Below are 21,396 nucleotides of genomic sequence, written 5' to 3' on the forward strand. Positions count from 1 at the left end.
AGTCTTTCAATTCACTGCCGTCAGCAGGGCGTTTCCAGCATGGAACGCGGTGATGTTGTCGCGTTGCAATTGCCCCATTGCAGCGCGGGTTTCAACGGTCCCGGAGCCCTGGTGCGGCTGAATCACCACATTGTCCAAGGCATAGAAGCGCGGGTCGATATCGGGTTCGTTCAAGAAGACGTCCAACCCCGCGCCCGCGATCCGGCCTGCCTCCAGCGCATCCAGCAAGGCAGCCTCGTCGACCGTCGTGCCACGAGAAATGTTGATCAGAACGCCGCGCGGACCCATGGCCGCGATCACATCCTCGGACACGAATTTCTCGGTCTCCTTGCCGCCAACCAGCGCCACGATCAGAAAGTCCGCCGCTCCGGCAAGCGCGATCGGGTCATCATGATAGGTCCACCCCGGCGTCTCCTTTTCAGAGCGCGAATAGTAGTGAATGTCCATCTTGAACGCCGCCAGACGATCCGCGATCTCGCGTCCGATCCGGCCAAGACCCAGGATGCCGACCGTGCTTCCCGAGACCTTGCGGTTCAGCTGGTATTCCCCATGCTTGGCCCAGTTCCCCGACCGCGCCCATGCGCTGGCCTGCATCATTTCGCGCCCTTGGCAAAGCAGCAGTCCGACCGCGAGATCTGCCACATCGTCGTTCAGGACATTGGGTGTGTTGGTCACCTTTACCCCGCGCGCGCTGGCCGCTGCCGTATCGATGGAGTCGTATCCGACACCGTAATTCGCCAGCAGTCCGAGATTGGGCAGCATGTCCATCTGGTCGGCACCAAACGGGGCGTGCCCCTTGTAGGCCATCGCGGTGATCGACGCGCGGGCATCCTCGCGGAGCCCGGCCAGATCATCGGGGCCGGCAAGAAACACAGGATCGAACTCTGCCCTGAGCGCGGCAAGGTCGGTTTCGGTGTAGTTGCCCATTACGAGTGTCTTGGTCATCAGGTGTCTCCCTTAGCAGTTCCAGTGTGTCGTATGTGACAGCCCTGCCCGGCGCAGGTGGCCCGGTTGCCGGAATGCGCTGCCAGCAGCGAGGCCCCGGGCATGGTTGGCGCGAGCGCTGCAAAGCCGCGACGGGCGTGACCGGAGGGATTCATCCGCGCTTTCATGAAGAACGGTCCCTGATCGCGTCCAGCCAGCCAAGCGTGTCGTCTGTCGGCCTATCGGACTTGTATTCGGCACCCAGGGGGCTATTCCAGCCCAGGTCGCGAAGGGTCGCGAAGACATGGGCGTAATTCAGCTCTCCGTGATCCGGCGTGCCCCGGTCGGGCACCGAGGCAAACTGGATATGCCCGACATGGCGCAGCAGGGCGCGCAGACGCGTGCTCACATCGCCTTCGGTGCGTTGGACATGGTAGCAATCGAACATCAGCCGGAGATTGGAGGCACCGACGCTGTCGATGATGGCGACCGCCTGATCGGTGGTGCGCAGGAAATACCCGGGCGCATCATGCCGGTTCAGCGGTTCGATCAGGATGGTGATCCCGTGCGGGGCGGCTGTGTCACAGGCATAGCGCAGATTGTCGACATAGGTGGCCCGCGCGTCGTCGCCGCTGGCAAATCCGGCCATCACGTGGACGTTGCCTGTCCCGATCTGAGCCGCATAGCTGATGGCCTCGTCAATCGCAGCGCGGGCATCGGCCTGGCGACCGGGCAGGGCAGCCAGACCGTTTTCACCCATCGCCACATTGCCGCGCCGTGTGTTCAGGCCCAGCATCCGCAGGCCGGTGTCGTTCAAGGCGGCTTTTATCTCCTCGGTCGCAACTTCGTAAGGCCAATGGCATTCAACCGCATCAAACCCGGCCGCATGCGCTGCGCGGATCGCGTCGGGCAAGGGACGGTCGGTCCAGAGGAACCCGAGATTTGCCGAAAACTTCATCCGTCCCAATCCACATCGAATTTCGTTACAACGGCATTGACCTGTTCTGGCGTCAGCATCCTGGCATCATGGCCCCGCATCAGGATCGCCAGGCGCGCGGTGTCTTCCAGCTCTTCGATGGCGTTGCAGGCCGCTTCGACATCCTTGCCCGCCACGACGGGACCGTGATTGGCCAGCATCACCGCGCTGCGCTTTCCCGCAAGCCCACGTACCGCCTCGCCCATCGCCGGGTCACCCGGCAGAAAGAAGGGCAGCAACTTGACCTTGCCCAGTTTCATGATCGAATAGGGCGTCAGCGGTGGCAGGAAATTGTCGTCGTCCACGTCTGGCATCAGCGACAACGCGACGGAATGGCACGAATGCAGGTGAACCACCGCGCCGGCGCTGCCCCGGGTGTCGTAGAAGGCGGCATGCAACGGCATTTCCTTCGTCGGTTTGTCACCATCGATCAGCTTTCCGGCGGCATCGAAGCGCGACAGCCTTGCCGGGTCCAATCGACCGAACGACATGCCTGTGGGCGACACCAGCAACCCGCCATCCGGCGTTCGGGCCGAGATGTTGCCGGTTGATCCCCCCGTCAGACCCCGGTCGAACATCGATTTGGCCAACAGGCAGATCCGGTCGCGCAGGCGGGTTTCTTCGGTCATTCCCGCTCCAGTTCGCTCAGCGCATCGCGGAAAAAGCCTTTGGAGCCGAAATTGCCTGATTTGAGCGTCAGGGCAATGGGCGTGCCGTTCGACGTGGCAAAGCACCAGGGCACCCCGGGTGCGATTTCCGTGCCGATATCCAGCCTGTCGACGCCAAGAGCCTGCGAGACGGCACCCGAGGTTTCGCCTCCGGCGACGACAAATCGCTGCGCCCCGGCATCGCGAGCAGCGACAGCACAGGCCGCGAGGGCCTGCTCCACCATCGCGCCTGCGCGCTGCACGCCCAATCGTTCTTGCGCGGCGCGGACAGAGTCCGGATTGGCGGTGGCGTAGACCAGTGGCGCCTTGGTCAGGTCTTGCGCCGCGACCCACGCCACCGCTTTCGCGTGTCCTTCGGCCGCGAAGTCCAGCGGGTCCAGCCGGTATGCCGGGCAGCCGTGCGCGATATAGGCTTCGACCTGCTGGTTGGTCATCGCCGAGCAACTGCCGGACAGCACGACTGCGCCCCTGCCAAGGTCGGGCTGAACCAGCCCCGGTGCGTCTGCAGCCAACAAACCGTCACGGGCAAAGATGCCGGGCAGGGGCATCGCAACGGCGGATCCGCCGGTCATCAGGGGCATGTTGCGGCAGGCGCTGGCGATCACGTGAAGATCGTCATTGGCGACGGCATCGACAACGACATGCGCGATCCCGTCCTTTCGCAAACGCTCCAGTTCGTTGGTCAACGCATCGGACCCTTTTGCCACGGTCTGCCTGTCGGCCAGTCCCGTCGGTCGGGTCACTTGCGGGTCGAGCAAGCGCATCAGATTGGAATCGCGCATCGGCGTGAGCGGATGGTCTTTCATCGGGCTTTCCGCCAGAGGCTGCCGACCCACGAAAAGGTTTCCCATGAAGATGGACCGACCGTTTTCCGGAAAGGCCGGGCAATAGATTGTCTGCTTCGTGCCCAGGGCATCCATCAACGCTTCGGCAACAGGGCCGATATTGCCCTGTGCCGTGGAATCGAAGGTCGAACAGTATTTCCAGAAGAATCGCGTGGCACCTGCCGCCTGCAACCAGTCCAACGCCTCGAGCGCCTGTTGCACCGCCTGCTCCACCGGGACTGTGCGGATCTTGAGCGCGATCACTTCGAACGGGGCTGTTTCGGATGGGGCGTCGGTGGGCACACCCATGCGCAAGGACACCTTGACGCCGCTTCGGGCCAGCAGCCCGGCAAGATCGGTGGCACCCGTGAAATCGTCCGCGATGCAGCCCAGGACGGTGGTCATGCCGCATCCTCTCCGGGCAGGGTCAGACCAGCCTGTCGCGCATAGACCTTGGCCACCGCCGAGTCATCGACGCCTCCGAGGCCCATCTCGACCGCCTGCCGGTATTGCGCCAGCGCTGTCGCGGTGATCGGCGCCTCGAACCCGGCCGAGGCGGCGATATCGAGAACGATGCCAAGGTCCTTGGGCCAGATATTGACCGAACTTCGGGGGCTGTAATCCCCGTCGATCACATGCGGCGCGCGGTTTTCCAGCATCCAGCTCGTGCCCGCGCTTTTCGAGATCACCTCGAGAAACGTTTCGGGTGCGACGCCCTGGGTCATGCCAAATGTCAGGGCCTCGGCCATCGCCGCGATATGCACGCCGGCCAGCAGTTGATTGGTCGCCTTCATCGCCGAGCCGGGACCCGCAGTATTGCCAAGCTCGAACACAGTGGCCGCGATCGCATCCAGCAGGGGACGCGACGCCGTGAAGGCCGCTTCAGGACCTGATGCCATGATGGTCAACTCCCCGCTGGCCGCCTTTGCCGCTCCGCCGGAGATCGGCGCGTCCAGGTAAAGCACGCCATGGTCTTCACAGCGGGACTCCATGGTGCGCGCAAATTCTGGCGGAACCGTCGCGCAGGACAGAACGACCGTCCCCGGCGTCAAACGAGGCACAAGCGCATCCGCACCGAACAGCACGTCCTCTGTCTGCGCTGCGTTCAGGACCACCACGGCCACAATGTTCAAATCAGCGGCAATGTCCGAAAGCGCGCCTTCTGCGCCGCCGTCTTCGCGGAATTTCTCGACCTGCGCGGGATTGATGTCGTACCCCCAGACACGATGGCCTCCGCGAAGCGCCGACGCGGCAATACCATAGCCCATCGAGCCCAGCCCGATCACGGCAACTTTTTGCGTTTCGCCCATGACCCGTCCCATTCCGTTTTCACAAAGCGCATCAGGCGTGACCATGCCGTGCGTCTTCCTTGCCGCATCCCGTTACGACAGAATTTGAATCTCATCCATTTGGTATACCAAAAAATTTTCCTTGGCATACCAAAATTTCAGGACGGATGATAAGAGCTCTCGTGTAGCTGAAAGAGACCTGAATGACACATGCACTATCGGCCGTTGTTCGGGCCATTCCGCGTTTTCCGTCCACCAAAAAGGTCGCGCATCATGCAAGATGAACCCGAGCTCAAACTCGGCCTGATTGGGGACAATATCGCTTCGTCGCGGGCACCGTTCCTGCACAGGCTGGCAGGCGAACAGACAGGGCTTCGGGTTCGTTATGACCGGCTTGTTCCGAAAGACATGAACGTCGATTTCGACACCCTCTTCGACACATGTGCGGGTCACGGGTTCCGTGGCGTGAACGTGACCTATCCGTACAAGGAGCGTGCGGCAGGAAAGGTCATGATCGAAGACCCGCTTGTCCAGGCAATCGGGGCGGTCAACACGGTCCTGTTCGAACCGGAAGGACCCAAGGGTCACAACACCGATTACACCGGGTTCATCGCCGCCTATCGTGGCGAACGGGCAGACGCAAATCCCGGCATTGCCTGTCTGATCGGGACCGGCGGTGTCGGACGGGCGCTCGCCTTCGGTCTGGTTGCCCTGAATGCACTGGAAATCCGACTGTTCGATACAGACGCCAACAAAGCGCATGCGCTGGCAGAAGACTTGCGCGCCCTCCGACATGCCCCGACCGTCACTGTCTACACCGACGCAAGTTCCGCGGCGCAGGGGGCAACGGGGCTTTTGAACGGAACACCGGTGGGCATGGTCGGCCATGGCGGGACGCCCTTGCCGGCTGCCGCGATCCACGGACAGGAATGGGCCTTCGACGCGGTTTACACCCCCGTGAACACCCGGTTCCTGGGCGACTCCGCGTCAGCTGGCCTATCCGTCATTTCCGGCTACGAGCTGTTTTTCCATCAGGGTGTCCACGCCTGGGCCCATTTCGCGGGAACCGCGCTGGACGAAACCCGTCTGCGCGAAAGCTTGGCCGCAGATGCATCGGGCCAGCCCTGACAGGCAGGTGCAGCCGCATGGCTTCGTCGCACGCGGCAGACCGATGCTCCGTCTCCTGCGCCCGCGCATGTCACGTTTCGTGGATACCGTCTCCGCAGAATGCTCCGCCCTGGTAGACGGCGGTCACATCGTCGGCGGGCGGCGGATCCATTTCGGCATCGATCTTGTCGCGGTAGGCTTCGCCGTTGTCTTTCGGTTGCCATCCCAGATAGGCGACCTCGCGATTGTCCCACCACGATGCGCCGTTTGCTGATGCGCCGTAGATGACCGGGCATCCCAGCCTTGGGACAAGGAAAACCCGTTCGATCAGTGCGATGAAATCGTCGTGGCTCATCCAGGTCGACAGCATCCGGTGGTTGCGCGGTTCGGGAAAGCAGGAGCCGATACGGACGCAAGCCGTTTCGATCCCGAACTTGTCGAAATACATGCTCGCCATGGCCTCGCCAAAGACCTTCGACACCCCGTAAAGCCCGTCGGGCCGGGTCAGAGAGTTGGCGTCAAGCCGTTCGGTTTGCTTGTGAAACCCTATGGCGTGGTTCGAGCTGGCAAAGATGATCCGGGGGGTCACGGACGACTTGCGCGCGGCCTCGTAGAGGTTGAAGATGCCGTCGATATTGGCATTGCGCACGATTTCCCAAGGTGCTTCCACCGACTGGCCTCCAAGATGGACAATGCCGTCACAGCCTTCGACCAGCGCCTCGACCGCGTCCTTGTCGCCAAGATCGCAGTGAACGATCTCTTCATGGGCGGCTGCGTCCGTCACCCCCTCGCGGTCACTGAGCCGGATCGTTTCGGCAATGGGCCTCAAGCCTGCGCGGCACACGACGCCAAGGTTTCCGGAAGCGCCGGTGATCAAAAGTTTCTTCAGCATGATGTCCTCGTGTTTTGTGCAGTTTGTAGGTGACGCAGGAAATCAAGCACATGCCTGCGCATTTCGGGGGTCTCGACATGACCTGTCCGCTCGGCCATGAAAGTCCGGAGCGCGTCATCCGAATAGGCTGTCCGCAGGCGCGCCAACGCGGCATCGCGCGCGGAGGCGGGGGTCAACGCGTCGTCGCTGCCGTGGCCCACGAATTGCGGTCGCGGGGCGATCAGGGCGGCCACATCGCCCGTTTCGGCCAGGGGCAGAAAGCCGGGAACAGTCAGGTAATGCCCGTGCCGGTCATGCACGCCCGTCGCGATCAGGGGGGCGATGTCTGCAAGAAAGCACAGGTGGACGCAGGCGGCGATGCGCGGCTCGAGTGCTGCGGTCCAGAGCGACAGCGCGCCGCCCATCGACATTCCAAGGGTTATGATCCGGGTGGCATCGATCTCGTTGCGTGCGGCGAGCCACTGCACACCGGCGATCTGTTCCGCCACCATCCATCCGAAATATGGCCGGCCTTGCCATAGCCCGGCTTTGACCAGCGCGCTTTCGGTTCCCAGCTTTGCCCGGTCGCCAAAACCGGGCATGTCGATGCAGAGAACCGCCCAGCCGGCTGCCAGCAGATCAGGTGCATAAGGCGCGACAAGCCAGCGAGCGCCCTCGGTCAGTTCGCGGCGTCCCAGCCCGTATTCACCGCCATGCGCATGGCAATAGAGCACTGCCGGATGTGGGCCCGGTCCGTCGGGGCAGAAATAGCTGTGGGCCTCGGGCAAGACCGATGGAGAGCCGAGGCCCAGAAGGCCACGCAACTGGTCGTGCAGGTCTGCCATCAGGTATAGCCGGTGGACGCATCCGGCCTGATGGGCAACTTGCGTTCCCAATGGATGTAGCGGTCGGTGGCAAGATAGGCCTCGTCGATCTCCACGCCCCAGCCCGGACGATCCGGGCGCAGTTCGAGATATCCGTCGTTGGGCATGTAGGGGTCGGTGACGTAGCCGGCTTCGACGTCCGGATTGGCCAGGTCTTTCCCGAGGAAGGCAGACGTGCCCGGAAGCCGGTATTCGAGTATCTTGAAGTTCGGACAGGACGCCGCGAAATGCAGGTTCACCGCCGTTGCCAGCGGCCCCATCGGGTTATGCGGCGCAACGGGCACGTAAAACGCCTCGGCGATGGCGGCGATCTTGCGCATCTCCAACAATCCGCCGACGACGCAAATATCGGGCTGGATGATGTCGGCCCCGCCGCATTGCAGAAGACGCAGGAATTCGAACCGGGAATACAGGCTTTCCCCGGTGGCAAGCGGGCAGTTCAAGGCGGATTTGAGCGGTCCCCAGGCCTCGACGTTTTCGGGGCGGATGGGTTCTTCGAAGAACAGGGGATGGAACGGAGCCAGCGCATTGCCAAGAGACACCGCCTGCCACGGCTCGAAAAGCCGGGCGTGGGCGTCGTATGCAAATTCCCAGTCCGGGCAAAGCTCCGTGAGGTTTGCGACCCACTCGGTCGTCTTGCCGATTGTCTTGCTCCATGGGTAGGCATGAATGTCGCCGCGATAGGGAGACATCTTGAAAGCCGTAAAGCCATGTTCCGCGCTCATTGCTGCGCAATGGTCGCGCGCAGCTTCGGCATCGGGCGCGGAATAGACGCCAAGATACACCCGCACACGGTCCCGGACATGGCCACCCAGCAACATGTAGACAGGCAGTCCGACCGCCTTGGCGGAAATGTCCCACAATGCGTGATCAATGGCCGAAATGGCGGCCAGACCCAGCGCCCCCGGAGGGAACCGCGACTGTTGCAGCAGTTTCAGAACGATGCGCTCGATCCGGCGGGGATCTTCGCCTTCGATCTGAAGGTAAAGGTAGTCGAGCAGCGGCGGCAGCGCGCGGTCGGGGCCGTGGTTGTAGCACTCTCCCCAGCCGGTAATGCCTTCGTCGGTATCCACCGCGACGATCACCCGAGGCCGGTTTCCGTCCCGGGCCATGAAACTTCGGAGGCCGGTGATTTTCATATGCTTAACCCTGAAACCGCGCTTGCGGCACGCCTTGGATGCCAAGTCCGGTGATTGCGAAGAGGCTGCCTGCCTCCGGTTGTGGACGGTCTTCAGCCAAACCAAGGCTCAGCGATGTGAAAAAGAGCGTTCCCAGATCGCGCCCTCCGAACTGCGGCTTGGTCGGCTTTTCAACCGGTACGTCAATGGTCTGAACCACGTCGCCGGTCGGCGCGATGCGATACAATTGCCAGCCCTCGATCCCGGCCTGCCAGTAATGGCCTTCGGCATCCACCGTGCCGCCATCGGGCCGACCCGGCAGGTCCCGCGTGTCGAAGAACACCTCAGGCGCGCTGGGGGTCCCGGTTTCAGGATCGTATTCGGCGGCAAAGATCGTGCGCACGCGCGGATTGCTGTCGGACCAGTACATCCGGCGACCATCCGGGGCAAAGGCCAGGCCGTTTGTCGTCCAGAACCCGTCTTTCCACGCAGTGACCTTCAGGTCCGGATCAAGCCGGTAGAACGTGCCCATGGCCTCGGGGTCTCCGCCCTCCTTCATGGTGCCTGCCCAGAAGCGGCCTTGCAGGTCGGTTCCGCCGTCATTGAAGCGATTGTTCGGAAGATGGGTCTCGGGGTCGGTGATGTGACGTCGCGCATCGGTCTCGGGATCGTAGAACCAGAAGCCGGACTTGGCGGCAAGGACAAGCCCGCCCCGTTCGCGTACCGAAAGGCATCCCACCGGTTCACCGAAATCGTAGGCGCGGTTTTCGCCGGTTTCGGGGTCAAAGCGGTATATAAGACCTGACGGGATATCGACCCACCAAAGGCATTGGTCCCGGTCATCCCAGACAGCCCCTTCGCCGATCCGGCTTCGTGTCGGGGCAACGCAGGTGATGTCGATGCTCATTTCTCCCCCTTGAAGACGCGCCGTTCGGAGCCGTCGATATGGGCAATCATCGCGGCGCGGGCGGCCTTGGGATCGCGCGCTTCCAGCGCCGCAAGGATCGTTTTGTGTTCCGAATTCATGTGTTTGCCGCCAAGGCGATAGCCTGTCCGTCCGAGCGACCGCACGAATTTTCCGACGAAAAGCCAGCTTGGCTCCAGCATGACAAGAGTCTCGTGAAGGAATCGGTTGTCTGACAAATCGGCTATCAGATTGTGAAATTCGATGTCCACTTCAACGGTCGGCTTGCCTTCTGCGATCAGGTCTTCGATCTTTTCGACAAGCGCCTTGAGCCTGTCGATATCCGCAGGTTTCACATTCATCGCGGCCCGTGCGACGCTTTCGGCTTCGACGGTCTTTCGAAACGCGAAGTAGCCGGCGATATCCGAGATCGATTCGAGCGCGCCATAGCCGGATGTCCGGTCATCATGGCCGCTGCTTACAAAGGATCCAGCGCCCTGTCGGGACACGATCAGCCCGTTTTCCCTGAGTTTTGCCAAGGCCGAACGGATCACGGGACGCGAGCATCCATATTGCGACGCAAGCTCTGATTCGCTTGGTAATTTCTCGCCGAGGGTGAACTTTCCCAGCCGGATATCATCAAGTATTCCAGCGAAGACGCGATCCTCGAGCCGTGTGGGCCGGGCGGGTGTATCCGCCGTGATATTGGGGTCAGGGGCTTGCATGCGGGAACCATAGCAAGAAGTTTTTAAAACTTACAAGTGCAATTAATTTGTTTGACAAGTTGTTCAGCCGTGTCGAGACTGATGGTGTTTCGGCAGCGGGAGGCTGTCGTTCCGATGGGAGGAAATTATGACAATCACCTGGCGAAGAACGGCCTTGGCTTCGGCCTTTGTCGGCGCGATCATGAGCCCCTTTGCGGCTTTTGCGTATCAACAAGCCCCTATGCTGGAAGGCATGGATCTGCCCCCGGTAGACGAACGGTTGCCCAATGAACCGGAAGTCATCACGCCGCTTGAATCGGTCGGCAACTACGGCGGAACCATCCGCCGGATGCTCAGCGGCTCGAACGATCACAACTCGATCCTGAAATTCATATCGCCGCAGGGTCTGACCCGTTGGAAGCCGGATTTCTCCGGTGTGGTGCCGAACGTGGCCAAAAGCTGGGAGGTCAACGAAGAGGGCTCGGAATTCACCTTTCACCTGCGTGAAGGCATGAAATGGTCCGATGGTGCCCCCTTCACGGCAGATGACATTCTTTTCTTCGTCAACGACTTGCTGAACAACCCGGAATTCTATCCGACCGCGCCCGCGCGTTTCGTGGTGGCCGGTGAAACCATGCAAGCAGAAAAGATCGACGATCATACGGTAAAACTGATTTTTGCGGCCCCCTACGGCACCTTCCTGACCGAACTGGCGACTCCGCTGGCGCAGGAACCCGTGCTTTGGGCAAAGCATTTCTGTCAGCAGTACCACCCGACATACAACGAAAACGTGCAGCAACTGGTCGACGAAACCGAAGCTGTCGAGGATTGGGCGGCGCTGTTCCGTCTCAATTGCGGCGAGGTCGAAGCGCCCAACCGCTGGGCCAATCCCGACCGCCCGACGCTCGACCCCTGGGTCGTGACGGGCGACGGCTATTCCGCAGGCTCAACGCAGGTCATGTTCGAGCGGAATCCGTACTTCTGGCAGGTCGATACCGAAGGCAATCAGCTGCCTTATGTCGACAAGCTTCAAATGGGCGTGGCGCAGGACAGCCAGGCCATTCTTCTCGAAGCGATCGCGGGCAACATCGACATGCAGGCGCGCCGGATCTCGGCGGTGACCAACAAGCCGGTCCTGTCGCAAAACATGGAGCGTGGTGGTTACAAGCTTTTCGAGCGCAAGGACTCGAATTCCAACATCATGGCGATCCATTTCAACCACACCCACAAGGACCCGGTAATGCGGGACGTGTTGCGGAACAAGGATGTGCGTATCGCACTGTCCCTTGGAATCGACCGCGAGGAAATCATCGACATCGTGTGGCAAGGGCAGGGCGAGCCCTGGCAGATCGGGCCATCCAAGTCCCATGTCCTCTACAATGAGCAGCTGGGGACCCAGTACATCGAGTACGATCCCGACCGCGCCAACGCGATCCTTGATGAACAGGGGTTCACGGAGCGTGACAGCGAAGGCTTCCGTCTGTTGCCCGATGGCAGCCGGTTCGAGTTCAACGTGAACTACACCGGTGTCGAGCAACCGCAATGGGGGGATGCGCTCGAGATCATCCGCGAACAGTGGAGCGAGTTGGGCATCAATCTCAACATCTCGTCGGTGGAGCGGTCGATTTACTATTCCCGCGGTGAGGCCAACGAGCATGACTTCATGGTCTGGGGCGCGCCGGGCGGGCTTGACCCGACGCTTTCGCCGCGTGACGTCCTCGCGGTGCATCCGCAAGCCAGCTGGTTCGCCATCCCGTGGACCCGTTGGTACCTGACCGGCGGTTCCGATGGGGAAGAACCCACCGAAACCATGAAAAAGCGTCTGGCTCTTTACGACGCCTTCAAGGCAGAGGCCGATCAGGACAAGGCGATGGATATCTTCCGGGAAATCCACCAGATCGCCGCGGACGAGTTCGAGATCATCGGGATCTCCACCTCGCCCAGCCAGTTCGGCGTGGTGAAAACCAATCTGCGCAACGTGCCCGAAAGCATGCCGGGGGCCTGGATGTATCCTGATCCCGGTCCGACGCTGCCGCAGACATACTATTACGCCAACTAAGTCTGCATGACACTTCTTGCGCCGGCCACCAAGGGGCTGGCCGGCGCCACACCTTGCCCTGCACACCCTGAAACTGACTGGATGTCCACATGATCTGGCGCTTCATCCTGAAACGGTTGCTGTACATGATCCCGTTTCTCTTTGCCGTCTCGATAGTGTCCTTTCTGCTGATCCAGGCACCGCCGGGCGATTATCTGACCACTTACATTGCCAAGCTCGGTGAATCGAACGAAGTTCTGGACCAGGCGTCCATCAACAACCTGCGCGCCCGGTTTGGCCTCGATCAGCCGCTATACGTTCAGTATTTCAAATGGGTCGGCAACCTGCTCCAGGGCGATTTCGGCATGTCCTTCGAATGGCGACAGCCGGTTTCGGATCTGGTTTGGGAACGGATGGGCCTGACCGTCTGTCTGTCCTTTGCGACGCTTCTCTTCACCTGGGCGCTGGCCATGCCGATCGGCATCTACTCTGCGGTGCGCAAGTACACGCTTGGGGATTACATCATCACCACGATCGGCTTCATTGGCCTGGCCACACCCAATTTCCTGCTCGCCTTGATCCTGATGTATATCGGCGTTGTGCATTTCGGCGCGGATGTCGGGGGCCTGTTTTCACCGGAATACAAGAATGCGCCCTGGTCCTGGGCCAAGGTCGTCAACCTGATCGAACATTTGTGGTTGCCGGTGATCGTGCTGGGGACCGGAGCGACTGCAAGCCTCATCCGCATCATGCGCGCCAATCTTCTGGACGAATTGAACCGGCCTTATGTCGACACCGCGCGGGCCAAGGGCCTTTCCGAATGGGCGCTGATCATGAAATACCCGGTCCGGGTAGCGCTAAACCCGTTTGTCTCGACGATCGGCTGGGTTCTGCCCAATCTCGTTTCCGGCGCCGTCGTCACCGCCATCGTGCTCAGCCTGCCGACGGCTGGACCGCTGATGCTGCAAGCGCTTCTGAGCCAGGACATGTATCTTGCCGGAGCGTTTGTCCTGCTTTTGTCTTCGCTGACCGTGGTGGGGATGCTGATCTCGGACATCCTTCTCGTTCTGCTAGATCCGAGGGTGCGTTATGAGTGACGGCTCCGTAGGACCCAAGGATACGGCCCATCCTCCGCTTCGCGGTACGGGCGACGGTGCCCCGACGCGGCTTGAGACCAGTGATGCCGGGACGGCCGGGCTTCCTGCCGATGCCGCGCCGGACAAGGTTGCCATCGCCTCGCAATGGCAACTGACCTGGTGGGCGTTCAAGCGACACCGTCTTGCCATGCTGGGGCTTTGGGTGATCGGGCTTCTGTACCTGATCGCGATCTTTTCCGAATTCATCGCGCCCGACGATCCGTTCAAGCAGAACCGCCGCGCGGTCTTCCACCCGCCGCAGATGATCCACTTCATCGACCGGACCGAGGACGGGATTCAGCTGCGCCCCTATGTCTGGGAAATGGACCGCCAGCGCGACCCTGAAACGCTGGCAATCACGTACACCAAATCCGGCGAAAAGATTTACCTTCGGATGTTTGGCCCGGGACCGGAGTACAAGTTCTGGGGGATCTGGACGACCAATATCCACCTCTTCGCCACCGTGGACCCGCGCGAGAAATACTTTCTGTTCGGGGCCGACAGGCTGGGTCGGGACATGTTCAGCCGCATCGCGTACGGCACGCGCATTTCCATGTCCATCGGCCTTGTCGGTGTCGCGATCAGCCTTGTTCTGGGCATCGTGCTTGGCGGGCTTTCGGGATATTATGGCGGCCGCATCGACATGGCGATCCAGCGGTTGATCGAATTTACGCTAAGCCTGCCGACGATCCCGATCTGGCTGGCCCTGGCGGCCGCGTTGCCGCCATCCTGGCCGATATACCAGCAGTATTTCGTGATCACCCTGATCGTCAGCCTTGTGGGCTGGACCGAGCTGGGCCGCGTTGTGCGGGGTCGGTTCCTGGCCATGAAGAACGACGACTTCGTCATCGCGGCGCGGCTGGACGGGGCGTCGGAACCGCGGATCATCTTCCGCCACATGCTGCCGTCGCTCACCAGCCATATCATCGCGTCGCTGACCCTGGCTGTGCCCCTGATGATCCTGGCGGAAACCGGTCTGAGCTTTCTGGGTCTTGGTTTGCAGCCGCCCGCGATTTCCTGGGGCGTTCTGCTGAAAGAGGCGCAAAACATCCTCTCGATCAGCCAGGCCCCGTGGCTTTTCATACCCGGCGGCTTTGTCGTGATCGCCGTTCTCGCTTTCAACTTCCTGGGGGACGGCATGCGCGATGCCGCAGATCCGTATGGTCACTGACATGAACAAACCCATCATCCAGATCCAGGATCTGACGGTCGGATTTTCGATGCGTCAGGGGGTGCTGGACGTTCTGCACGGCGTCAGCTTCGATCTGCACAGAGGCCGGACAACCTGTGTCGTGGGGGAATCCGGGTCTGGCAAATCGGTCACTGCGCGGACGATCCTGAACATGGTGCCGCGGCCCGGTGTCATCAATGGCGGGCGTATCCTGTTCGACCCCGACGGAACCGGGACGGTCAACCTGACCGCGCTTGATCCGCGCGGACGCGAGATCCGCGACATTCGCGGCGGGCGCATCGGCATGATCTTCCAGGAGCCGATGTCGTCGCTGTCGCCGGTGCACACGATCGGAAGCCAGATCGTCGAGGCGATCCGCCTGCATCGCGATATGGACAAGAAGGCCGCGAGGCAGATGGCGGTAGACCTTCTGGCGCAGGTGGAAATCCCGGAACCGGAAAAGGCGGTCGACAAGTATTCGTTCGAGTTTTCGGGTGGCATGCGTCAGCGGGCGATGATTGCCATGGCGCTGTCCTGCCAGCCTGACGTCCTGATTGCGGATGAACCGACAACCGCGCTTGACGTGACCACCCAGGCCGAGATTCTCGACCTGATCAAGACCTTGCAACGCGATGTCGGCATGGCGGTAATGTTCATCACCCATGACATGGGCGTCGTCGCTGAAATCGCCGATGATGTTGTCGTGATGGAGAAAGGCCATGTGGTGGAGCAGGGCGATGTGGACCAGGTTTTTTCTGCGCCGCGCCATCCCTACACCCAAAAGCTTTTGCGCGCCGTCAAGGTTCTCGAGGAACCGGCACCGGCGAAGGTGCGCGCGCTGGACGATGCCCCGCCTGTGCTCACGGTAGAGGATCTCAGCCTGCATTTCGAAAAGAGAGAAGGCTTTTTCCAGCGCGTCACGGATGTCACGAAGGCCGTCGATGGCGTGAGCTTTTCGCTTCGGAAGGGCGAGGCTCTTGGCATTGTCGGCGAAAGTGGGTCGGGCAAGACCACGGTCGGGCGCTGCATCTCGCGGGTCTATGATCCGACGCGCGGCAAGATCGTCTATGGTGGCAAGGATCTGGCGCATCTGAACGCGACCGAACTGCGCAACAGCAGACAACAGATCCGGATGATCTTTCAGGACCCTTTCGCGTCGCTCAATCCGCGCATGACGGTCAAGCAGATCATTTCGGAGCCGCTAATCGCCAATCGCATCTGCGCCGGCAGCGAGCTGGAGGATCGGGTGGCGGTCTTGTTGCGCGAAGTCGGGCTGGATCCTGGAATGATGGAGCGGTATCCGCACGCCTTCTCTGGAGGCCAGCGTCAACGGATCGTCGTGGCGCGTGCAATCGCGCTCGAGCCGCAGGTGGTGATCGCGGATGAACCGACCTCGGCGCTCGACGTGTCGATCCGGACGCAGGTTCTTGACCTGCTGCTGCGGTTGCAGGCCGAGATGGGTCTCAGCTTTATTTTCATCAGTCACGACATGGCGGTGATTCGCTATTTCTGCGATCGGGTCGCCGTGATGTATCGCGGTCGGATCGTCGAAATCGGCGAGACCGAACAGGTCATCGGCGATCCGCAGCACGCGTATACCAAGGCCCTTTTGTCGTCGGTTCCGCTGCCCGATCCGGCGTTGCGCGGCACCCGCCAGCGCCATCGCTACCGGCCCGAGGTTGCATGATGCTGGCCGAAGGGGTCGCCGAGGCCCAGCAGACCAACGCCGGTTTCGCATCGCCCGACGCGGCGGCGGAATACTGGGCCCATGGTACACAAGACACTGACGAACGGACACTGAGCTTTGCCGGTGCGGATGGGAACATGCGAGAAGCGCGGCTTTATCCCACGGCGGCCCGGCGGGGTAAGGCGACGTCGGACGGAACGCTGCTTTTCATTCATGGCGGTGGCTGGGCCGGCGGGTCCATCCCGCTGAACCACAGGGCCTGCCGTCTGATATCGGCGCAAAGCGGGTGGGACGTTCTTTCGATATCCTATCGGCTGGCACCCGATCACCCGTATCCTGCCGGATTGGAAGACTGCCGCGCTGCGTATCGCTGGCTGCGGGCCAGTGGCCGCGCGAACGGGTGGAACATCGACCGTATCGCGCTGGGGGGGGCATCGGCAGGCGGAAACCTGGCCCTGTCGCTTGCGCTGTCCCTCGACTACGCCATCTCCGGCCTGCTGCTGTTCTACCCGGTCACGTCCGATGATTTCGGCACGGACAGTTATACCCGGTACGCTGAAGGCTTTGGCCTTGGCCGGGCCCGCATGCAGGAGCTGTTCGACCTTTACGACCCCGGAAAAAGGCGCGCGACGGATGCAGCGATCACACCGCTGTCCACGCCGGTAGAGGTCATTCGCGCAGCGGCTCTTCCACCGACGTCGATCATAGCCGCTGAATGCGATGTGCTGGCCGATGACAGCCGCAAGATGGCGTTGCGCCTTCAAGATGCGGGTGTGCCCGTGGACCTGCATATCGAGCCTGGGGTGACCCACGGCTTCATCAACCGCGGTCGTCTCATCCCTGCCGCAGATGCCTGCCTGACCCGGGCGGCCACTTACCTGGAAAGCCTGACATGAAGATTGAATCCGTTACCTCCAAGATATTCCGGCACACCACGAACACGGTGCGCGACAGCGACGGGCACGGCCATCCCGGCCCTGAAAGCACGACAACAAGTGCGCTGCTGACGATCACGACGGACACCGGGGATACAGGGCATGTCGTGACCCGCACGTCGGATGTTGCCGAGGCGCTGCTGGATCGGTTCGTGCGGCCGAATCTGATCGGCGAGGATGCGATGTTGACCGATCGGCTTTGGTACAAGGTTTACAAGTGGCAACGATTGGGGGGCGGATTGCTGACCGACAAGATGCTCGCGACGGTCGATCTTGCCTTGTGGGATCTCAAGGGAAAGGTGACGGGGCAGCCCGTCTGGAAACTGCTTGGTGGTCATCGGCCCAAGATCCTGGCCTACGGGTCAACGATGTGCGGTGATGATCTGGAAAACGGGTTGGCCACGCCGGAAGATTACGCCCGCTTTGCCGACTGGATGGTGAACACCCGTGGCTACAAGGCGGTCAAGCTGCATGGCTGGATGCCGCCAGTGCCGGGTGCGCCGGATGTACGGAAGGATTACCAGGCCTGCGCCGCCGTGCGCGAGGCGGTCGGGCCTGATGTTCCCCTGATGCTCGACCCGCATCACTTCTATTCCCGCACCGACACACTCTGGCTCGCCAACAAGCTCGCCGAACTGGATTTCCGCTGGATGGAAGAGCCGATGGAAGAGGCGTCGATGTCCTCGTACAAATGGCTCACCGCGAACACGTCGCTGAACATCCTCGGCCCCGAGACCATGACGGGCAAACACTGGACCCGTGCTGAATGGGTCAAGCACGACGCCTGCGATCTCGTTCGGGCAGGCGTGTCCGATCTGGGGGGCATCACGCCTGCGATGCGCACCGCGCACATGGCAGAATGCTTTCACATGTCCTGCGAAATGCACGGCACGGGCGCTGGCAACCTGTCCGTCGCGCTGGCAATCCCGAACACGAGCTTTTACGAGCGCGGTCTGCTGCATCCTTTCATCGACTACGACAAACCCAAGGATTTCCAGAATCGCATCGACGACGAGATGGACGCGGACGGATATGTCCACGGGCGCGAGGAGCCGGGCCTCGGGCAGGACCTGGACATGGCATATATCGACGGGAACCTGGTCGATGCCTGACACCCGTATCGCCGATATTCGTATCACGCCAATCGCGTTCTACGACCCGCCTCTGCTGAACAATTCCGGGTGTCATCAACCTTTCGCCTTGCGGTCGATCATCGAGGTCGAGACCGAAGGCGGTGTGGTCGGACTTGGTGAAAGCTATGGCACCCTGTCCGTCATTGACGGGCTGAAGGCGCTTGCCCCACGGCTGGTGGGGATCGACGTGACCGATCTGAATGCGCTTTGGGCGCAGGCGCGTGGCGGCGTTGCCGAGCAGGCAGTCGGCTACAAGACCGGCACCGGCCGGCTTGTGCCACGGCTGGTCAGCGCCATCGAAGTTGCCATGTGGGATGCATTCGGAAAGGCGACGGGACGGCGGGTCTGCGATCTGCTGGGCGGGCAGGTGCGCGAAACGGTGCCGTTCTCGGCCTATCTTTTCTACAAGTTCGCCGGGCATCACGATGCCACGCCTGATCCATGGGGCGAGGTTCTCACGCCCGAGCAACTCGTGGGCGAGGCGCAGCGGATGATTGATGCGCATGGGTTTCGCGCGATCAAGCTCAAGGCCGGAATCCTGCCGCCCGAAGAGGAAATCGCCGGGCTGCGCGCCTTGCGCGAGGCCTTTCCCGAAGCGCCGTTGCGGATCGATCCGAACGGGGGCTGGACGGTCGAGACCACCTTGCGCCTGCTGCCGCAGTTGGAAGGGCTTGTCGAGTACCTGGAAGATCCGACCGTCGGCATCGAGGGCAACGCCCGGGTTCAGGCGGCCACCGACATCCCGCTTGCCACAAATATGTATGTGGTGGCCGACGAACACCTGCCGCCGAACATGGCGCAGGATGCCTTTCGCGTGATCCTGTCGGATCACCATTATTGGGGCGGTCTCAAGGCCAGCCGTGATCTGGCCAAGATCTGCGAGATCTGGGGCTTGGGGCTGTCGATGCATTCGAACTCGCATATGGGCATCAGCCTGGCCGCGATGACACATCTGGCGGCGGCCACGCCGAACCTGACCTATGATTGCGACACGCATTATCCATGGCAGACCGACGAGGTGATCGCGGGTGGCAAGTTGGCCTTCACGGATGGGTCTCTGGGCCTGCCAGAGGGTCCGGGCCTTGGCGTGACGCTTGATCGGGAGGCGCTGGCGCGGCTGCACCGGAACTACGTCGACTGCGGGATCACCGAACGTGATGATGAAAGCGAGTTGCGCAAGCACTGGCCGGACTGGAGCTTTGAAAGGCCGAAATTCTGATGCCTTGTAAAAACCCTCGCGCGATCCGCACGCAGGCTGAGGGAATGATGCCGTCGCCGTTGCGGAAAACCCGACAGGGCAGGACCACCAAATGAGGAACCATCATGCGTGAGAACAAACTACGAAAAATCTGGGCCTCTGGTGGCGCCGCTGTCAATGGTTGGCTTGCTGTGCCGAACGGCTTTTCGGCCGAGACGATGGCGCATCAGGGTTGGGACACGCTGACCGTCGATATCCAGCACGGAGTTGTCGATTACCAGGCGGCAGTAACCATGATGACGGCGATCTCGACCACCGACGCGGTGCCGATGGTGCGCGTTCCCTGGCTTGATCCGGCGCATCTGATGAAGGCCCTCGATGCAGGTGCGTACGGTGTCATCTGCCCGATGGTCAACACACGCGAGGATGCGGAGAACCTTGTTGCCTGGACACATTATCCGCCGCTTGGAACCCGGAGCTTCGGGCCGATCCGTGGCTTGCTGTATGGTGGTGCGGACTATCCGCAAAAGGCAGATGAAACAGTTGTGATCTTTGCCATGATCGAAACCCGGAAGGGGCTGGACAACCTCGAGGACATTCTCTCGGTTCCGGGCCTGGACGCTGTGTATGTGGGGCCGTCGGATCTTTCACTGGCGCTTGGGTGCAATCCGACCTTCGACGAGGTCGATCCGCCGGTGGCCGAGGCGATCGAGATGATTGCAGCCAAGGCGAAGGAACACGGAAAGTTCGCGGGCATTCACAATGGCACCCCGGAATTCGCGTTGAAGCGGATCGAGATGGGTTACCGGCTGGTCACCGTCTCGTCCGATGCACGTCTCATGGCGGCGGGATCCCAACAGATCCTGTCGACAATGCGTGGCGGCATGCCTGCGCCGACCGTGAACAGTTATTGAAGGAAAGGAAAACGGACATGAGCAAGCTTGGTTTCATCGGACTGGGTATCATGGGCGGCCCGATGGCGGGCCATTTGATCGGCGCGGGTCACGAAGTCTATCTGCATTCGCGCAGTGGCGTGCCGGCGACATTCACCGAAGCCGGGGGCATCGCCTGCGACGGGCCGAAAGCGGTTGCTGAAAAGGCTGATATCGTCTTTCTCATGGTTCCGGACACGCCGCATGTCGAAGACGTGCTGTTTGCGAAGGGCGGTGTCGCGGAAGGATTGAGCGCGGGCAAGACCGTGGTCGACATGAGTTCGATCTCGCCCATTGCAACCAAGGAATTCGCGGCGCGCATTGCCGAACTTGAATGCGACTACGTCGATGCGCCCGTCTCGGGTGGCGAGGTCGGCGCCAAGGCCGGCACCCTCACGATCATGTGCGGCGGCAAGGATGCGGCATTCGCCCGCGTGAAACCCTTCTTCGAACTGATGGGCAAGAACATCACCCTGGTCGGTGGCGTCGGCGACGGGCAGACCTGCAAGGTCGCAAATCAGATCATCGTCGCGCTGAACATCGAAGCAGTGGCAGAAGCCCTGGTCTTCGCATCCAAGGCGGGGGCCGATCCGGCCAAGGTGCGCGAGGCCCTTATGGGTGGCTTTGCGTCATCGAAGATTCTCGAGGTCCATGGCGAGCGGATGATCAAACGCACCTTCGATCCCGGCTTCCGAATAGAATTGCACCAGAAAGACCTGAATCTCGCCTTGGACAGTGCCCGCACGATGGGGCTGAGCTTGCCCAACACGGCAACGGCGCAGGAGCTGTTCAACACGTGCAGCGCCCATGGCGGCGCGGCCTGGGACCACTCGGGTATGGTTCGCGCCCTCGAGATCATGGCGGATCACGAGGTTTGATCGTCAAGCGTTGAATCCC

At 61.5% G+C, this 21,396-nt stretch carries 20 protein-coding genes; 10 read left to right on the forward strand and 10 right to left on the reverse strand.

What is annotated here, in order from left to right; genetic code table 11:
* Positions 1 to 6: 6 nt before the first annotated feature.
* The 5 genes from LCF60_RS10760 to ltnD form a co-directional block, all read right to left on the reverse strand.
* Positions 7 to 945 (reverse strand): 2-hydroxyacid dehydrogenase, encoded by a 939-nt coding sequence (locus tag LCF60_RS10760; protein ID WP_292291729.1) that lies wholly within the window; start codon positions 943 to 945, stop codon positions 7 to 9.
* Between the two features lie 163 nt (positions 946 to 1,108).
* Positions 1,109 to 1,882 carry a TIM barrel protein gene (locus tag LCF60_RS10765; protein ID WP_292291730.1) on the reverse strand — a complete coding sequence of 258 codons (774 nt, stop codon included), beginning with the start codon at positions 1,880 to 1,882 and terminating at the stop codon, positions 1,109 to 1,111.
* Positions 1,879 to 2,529 (reverse strand): aldolase, encoded by a 651-nt coding sequence (locus tag LCF60_RS10770; protein WP_292291731.1) that lies wholly within the window; start codon positions 2,527 to 2,529, stop codon positions 1,879 to 1,881. The genes LCF60_RS10765 and LCF60_RS10770 overlap by 4 nt, the downstream gene beginning before the upstream one ends.
* Positions 2,526 to 3,797 (reverse strand): 3-oxo-tetronate kinase, encoded by a 1,272-nt coding sequence (otnK, locus tag LCF60_RS10775; protein WP_292291732.1) that lies wholly within the window; start codon positions 3,795 to 3,797, stop codon positions 2,526 to 2,528. The genes LCF60_RS10770 and otnK overlap by 4 nt, the downstream gene beginning before the upstream one ends.
* Positions 3,794 to 4,702, reverse strand: coding sequence for an L-threonate dehydrogenase (ltnD, locus tag LCF60_RS10780; RefSeq protein ID WP_292291761.1), 909 nt, complete (start codon positions 4,700 to 4,702; stop codon positions 3,794 to 3,796). The genes otnK and ltnD overlap by 4 nt, the downstream gene beginning before the upstream one ends.
* A gap of 252 nt (positions 4,703 to 4,954) precedes the next feature.
* On the opposite strand from ltnD, the gene LCF60_RS10785 reads away from it, so the two are divergent.
* Positions 4,955 to 5,809 (forward strand): shikimate dehydrogenase, encoded by an 855-nt coding sequence (locus LCF60_RS10785; RefSeq protein WP_292291734.1) that lies wholly within the window; start codon positions 4,955 to 4,957, stop codon positions 5,807 to 5,809.
* Positions 5,810 to 5,879: 70 nt separating this feature from the next.
* Here LCF60_RS10785 and LCF60_RS10790 read toward each other — a convergent pair whose 3' ends face one another.
* From LCF60_RS10790 to LCF60_RS10810, 5 genes are read right to left on the reverse strand one after another with little or no spacing between them, the layout of a single operon-like run.
* Positions 5,880 to 6,680, reverse strand: coding sequence for an NAD(P)-dependent oxidoreductase (locus LCF60_RS10790; RefSeq protein ID WP_292291735.1), 801 nt, complete (start codon positions 6,678 to 6,680; stop codon positions 5,880 to 5,882).
* Positions 6,674 to 7,504, reverse strand: a complete 831-nt coding sequence (locus LCF60_RS10795) for an alpha/beta fold hydrolase (RefSeq protein ID WP_292291736.1) — start codon at positions 7,502 to 7,504, stop codon at positions 6,674 to 6,676. Before LCF60_RS10795 ends, LCF60_RS10790 begins: the two co-directional genes overlap by 7 nt.
* Complete coding sequence (locus LCF60_RS10800; protein WP_292291737.1) at positions 7,504 to 8,655, reverse strand: mandelate racemase/muconate lactonizing enzyme family protein; 1,152 nt, start codon at positions 8,653 to 8,655, stop codon at positions 7,504 to 7,506. The genes LCF60_RS10795 and LCF60_RS10800 overlap by 1 nt, the downstream gene beginning before the upstream one ends.
* A gap of 31 nt (positions 8,656 to 8,686) precedes the next feature.
* Entirely contained in the window at positions 8,687 to 9,568 is an 882-nt protein-coding gene (locus tag LCF60_RS10805; protein ID WP_292291739.1) for an SMP-30/gluconolactonase/LRE family protein, read from the reverse strand.
* The gene (locus tag LCF60_RS10810; RefSeq protein WP_292291740.1) at positions 9,565 to 10,290 is read right to left on the reverse strand and encodes a FadR/GntR family transcriptional regulator; all 726 of its coding nucleotides are present in this window, start codon (positions 10,288 to 10,290) and stop codon (positions 9,565 to 9,567) included. Before LCF60_RS10810 ends, LCF60_RS10805 begins: the two co-directional genes overlap by 4 nt.
* Before the next feature lie 127 nt (positions 10,291 to 10,417).
* Here LCF60_RS10810 and LCF60_RS10815 point away from each other — a divergent pair, with 127 nt between their 5' ends.
* The 9 genes from LCF60_RS10815 to glxR all read left to right on the forward strand — a co-directional run bounded on the left by LCF60_RS10815 (position 10,418) and on the right by glxR (position 21,377).
* A complete protein-coding gene (locus tag LCF60_RS10815; protein WP_292291741.1) occupies positions 10,418 to 12,328 on the forward strand; it encodes an ABC transporter substrate-binding protein in 1,911 nt (636 codons plus the stop codon).
* Positions 12,329 to 12,417: 89 nt separating this feature from the next.
* Positions 12,418 to 13,404: an ABC transporter permease gene (locus LCF60_RS10820; RefSeq protein ID WP_292291742.1), complete on the forward strand. Its 987-nt coding sequence runs from the start codon at positions 12,418 to 12,420 to the stop codon at positions 13,402 to 13,404.
* Entirely contained in the window at positions 13,397 to 14,614 is a 1,218-nt protein-coding gene (locus tag LCF60_RS10825; protein WP_292291743.1) for an ABC transporter permease, read from the forward strand. The genes LCF60_RS10820 and LCF60_RS10825 overlap by 8 nt, the downstream gene beginning before the upstream one ends.
* A 1-nt stretch (position 14,615) precedes the next feature.
* Positions 14,616 to 16,301, forward strand: coding sequence for an ABC transporter ATP-binding protein (locus LCF60_RS10830; protein WP_292291744.1), 1,686 nt, complete (start codon positions 14,616 to 14,618; stop codon positions 16,299 to 16,301).
* Positions 16,298 to 17,197: an alpha/beta hydrolase gene (locus LCF60_RS10835; protein ID WP_292291746.1), complete on the forward strand. Its 900-nt coding sequence runs from the start codon at positions 16,298 to 16,300 to the stop codon at positions 17,195 to 17,197. The genes LCF60_RS10830 and LCF60_RS10835 overlap by 4 nt, the downstream gene beginning before the upstream one ends.
* Positions 17,194 to 18,348 (forward strand): enolase C-terminal domain-like protein, encoded by a 1,155-nt coding sequence (locus LCF60_RS10840; RefSeq protein WP_292291747.1) that lies wholly within the window; start codon positions 17,194 to 17,196, stop codon positions 18,346 to 18,348. The genes LCF60_RS10835 and LCF60_RS10840 overlap by 4 nt, the downstream gene beginning before the upstream one ends.
* Entirely contained in the window at positions 18,341 to 19,588 is a 1,248-nt protein-coding gene (locus LCF60_RS10845) for a glucarate dehydratase family protein (protein ID WP_292291748.1), read from the forward strand. The genes LCF60_RS10840 and LCF60_RS10845 overlap by 8 nt, the downstream gene beginning before the upstream one ends.
* Before the next feature lie 104 nt (positions 19,589 to 19,692).
* Positions 19,693 to 20,481, forward strand: a complete 789-nt coding sequence (locus LCF60_RS10850) for an aldolase/citrate lyase family protein (protein ID WP_292291749.1) — start codon at positions 19,693 to 19,695, stop codon at positions 20,479 to 20,481.
* A gap of 17 nt (positions 20,482 to 20,498) precedes the next feature.
* Positions 20,499 to 21,377: a 2-hydroxy-3-oxopropionate reductase gene (gene glxR, locus LCF60_RS10855; protein WP_292291751.1), complete on the forward strand. Its 879-nt coding sequence runs from the start codon at positions 20,499 to 20,501 to the stop codon at positions 21,375 to 21,377.
* Positions 21,378 to 21,396 lie beyond the last annotated feature (19 nt).

The sequence above is a fragment of the Marivita sp. genome (assembly GCF_020055635.1).
In the GTDB taxonomy this organism is placed as follows: Bacteria; Pseudomonadota; Alphaproteobacteria; order Rhodobacterales; family Rhodobacteraceae; genus Marivita.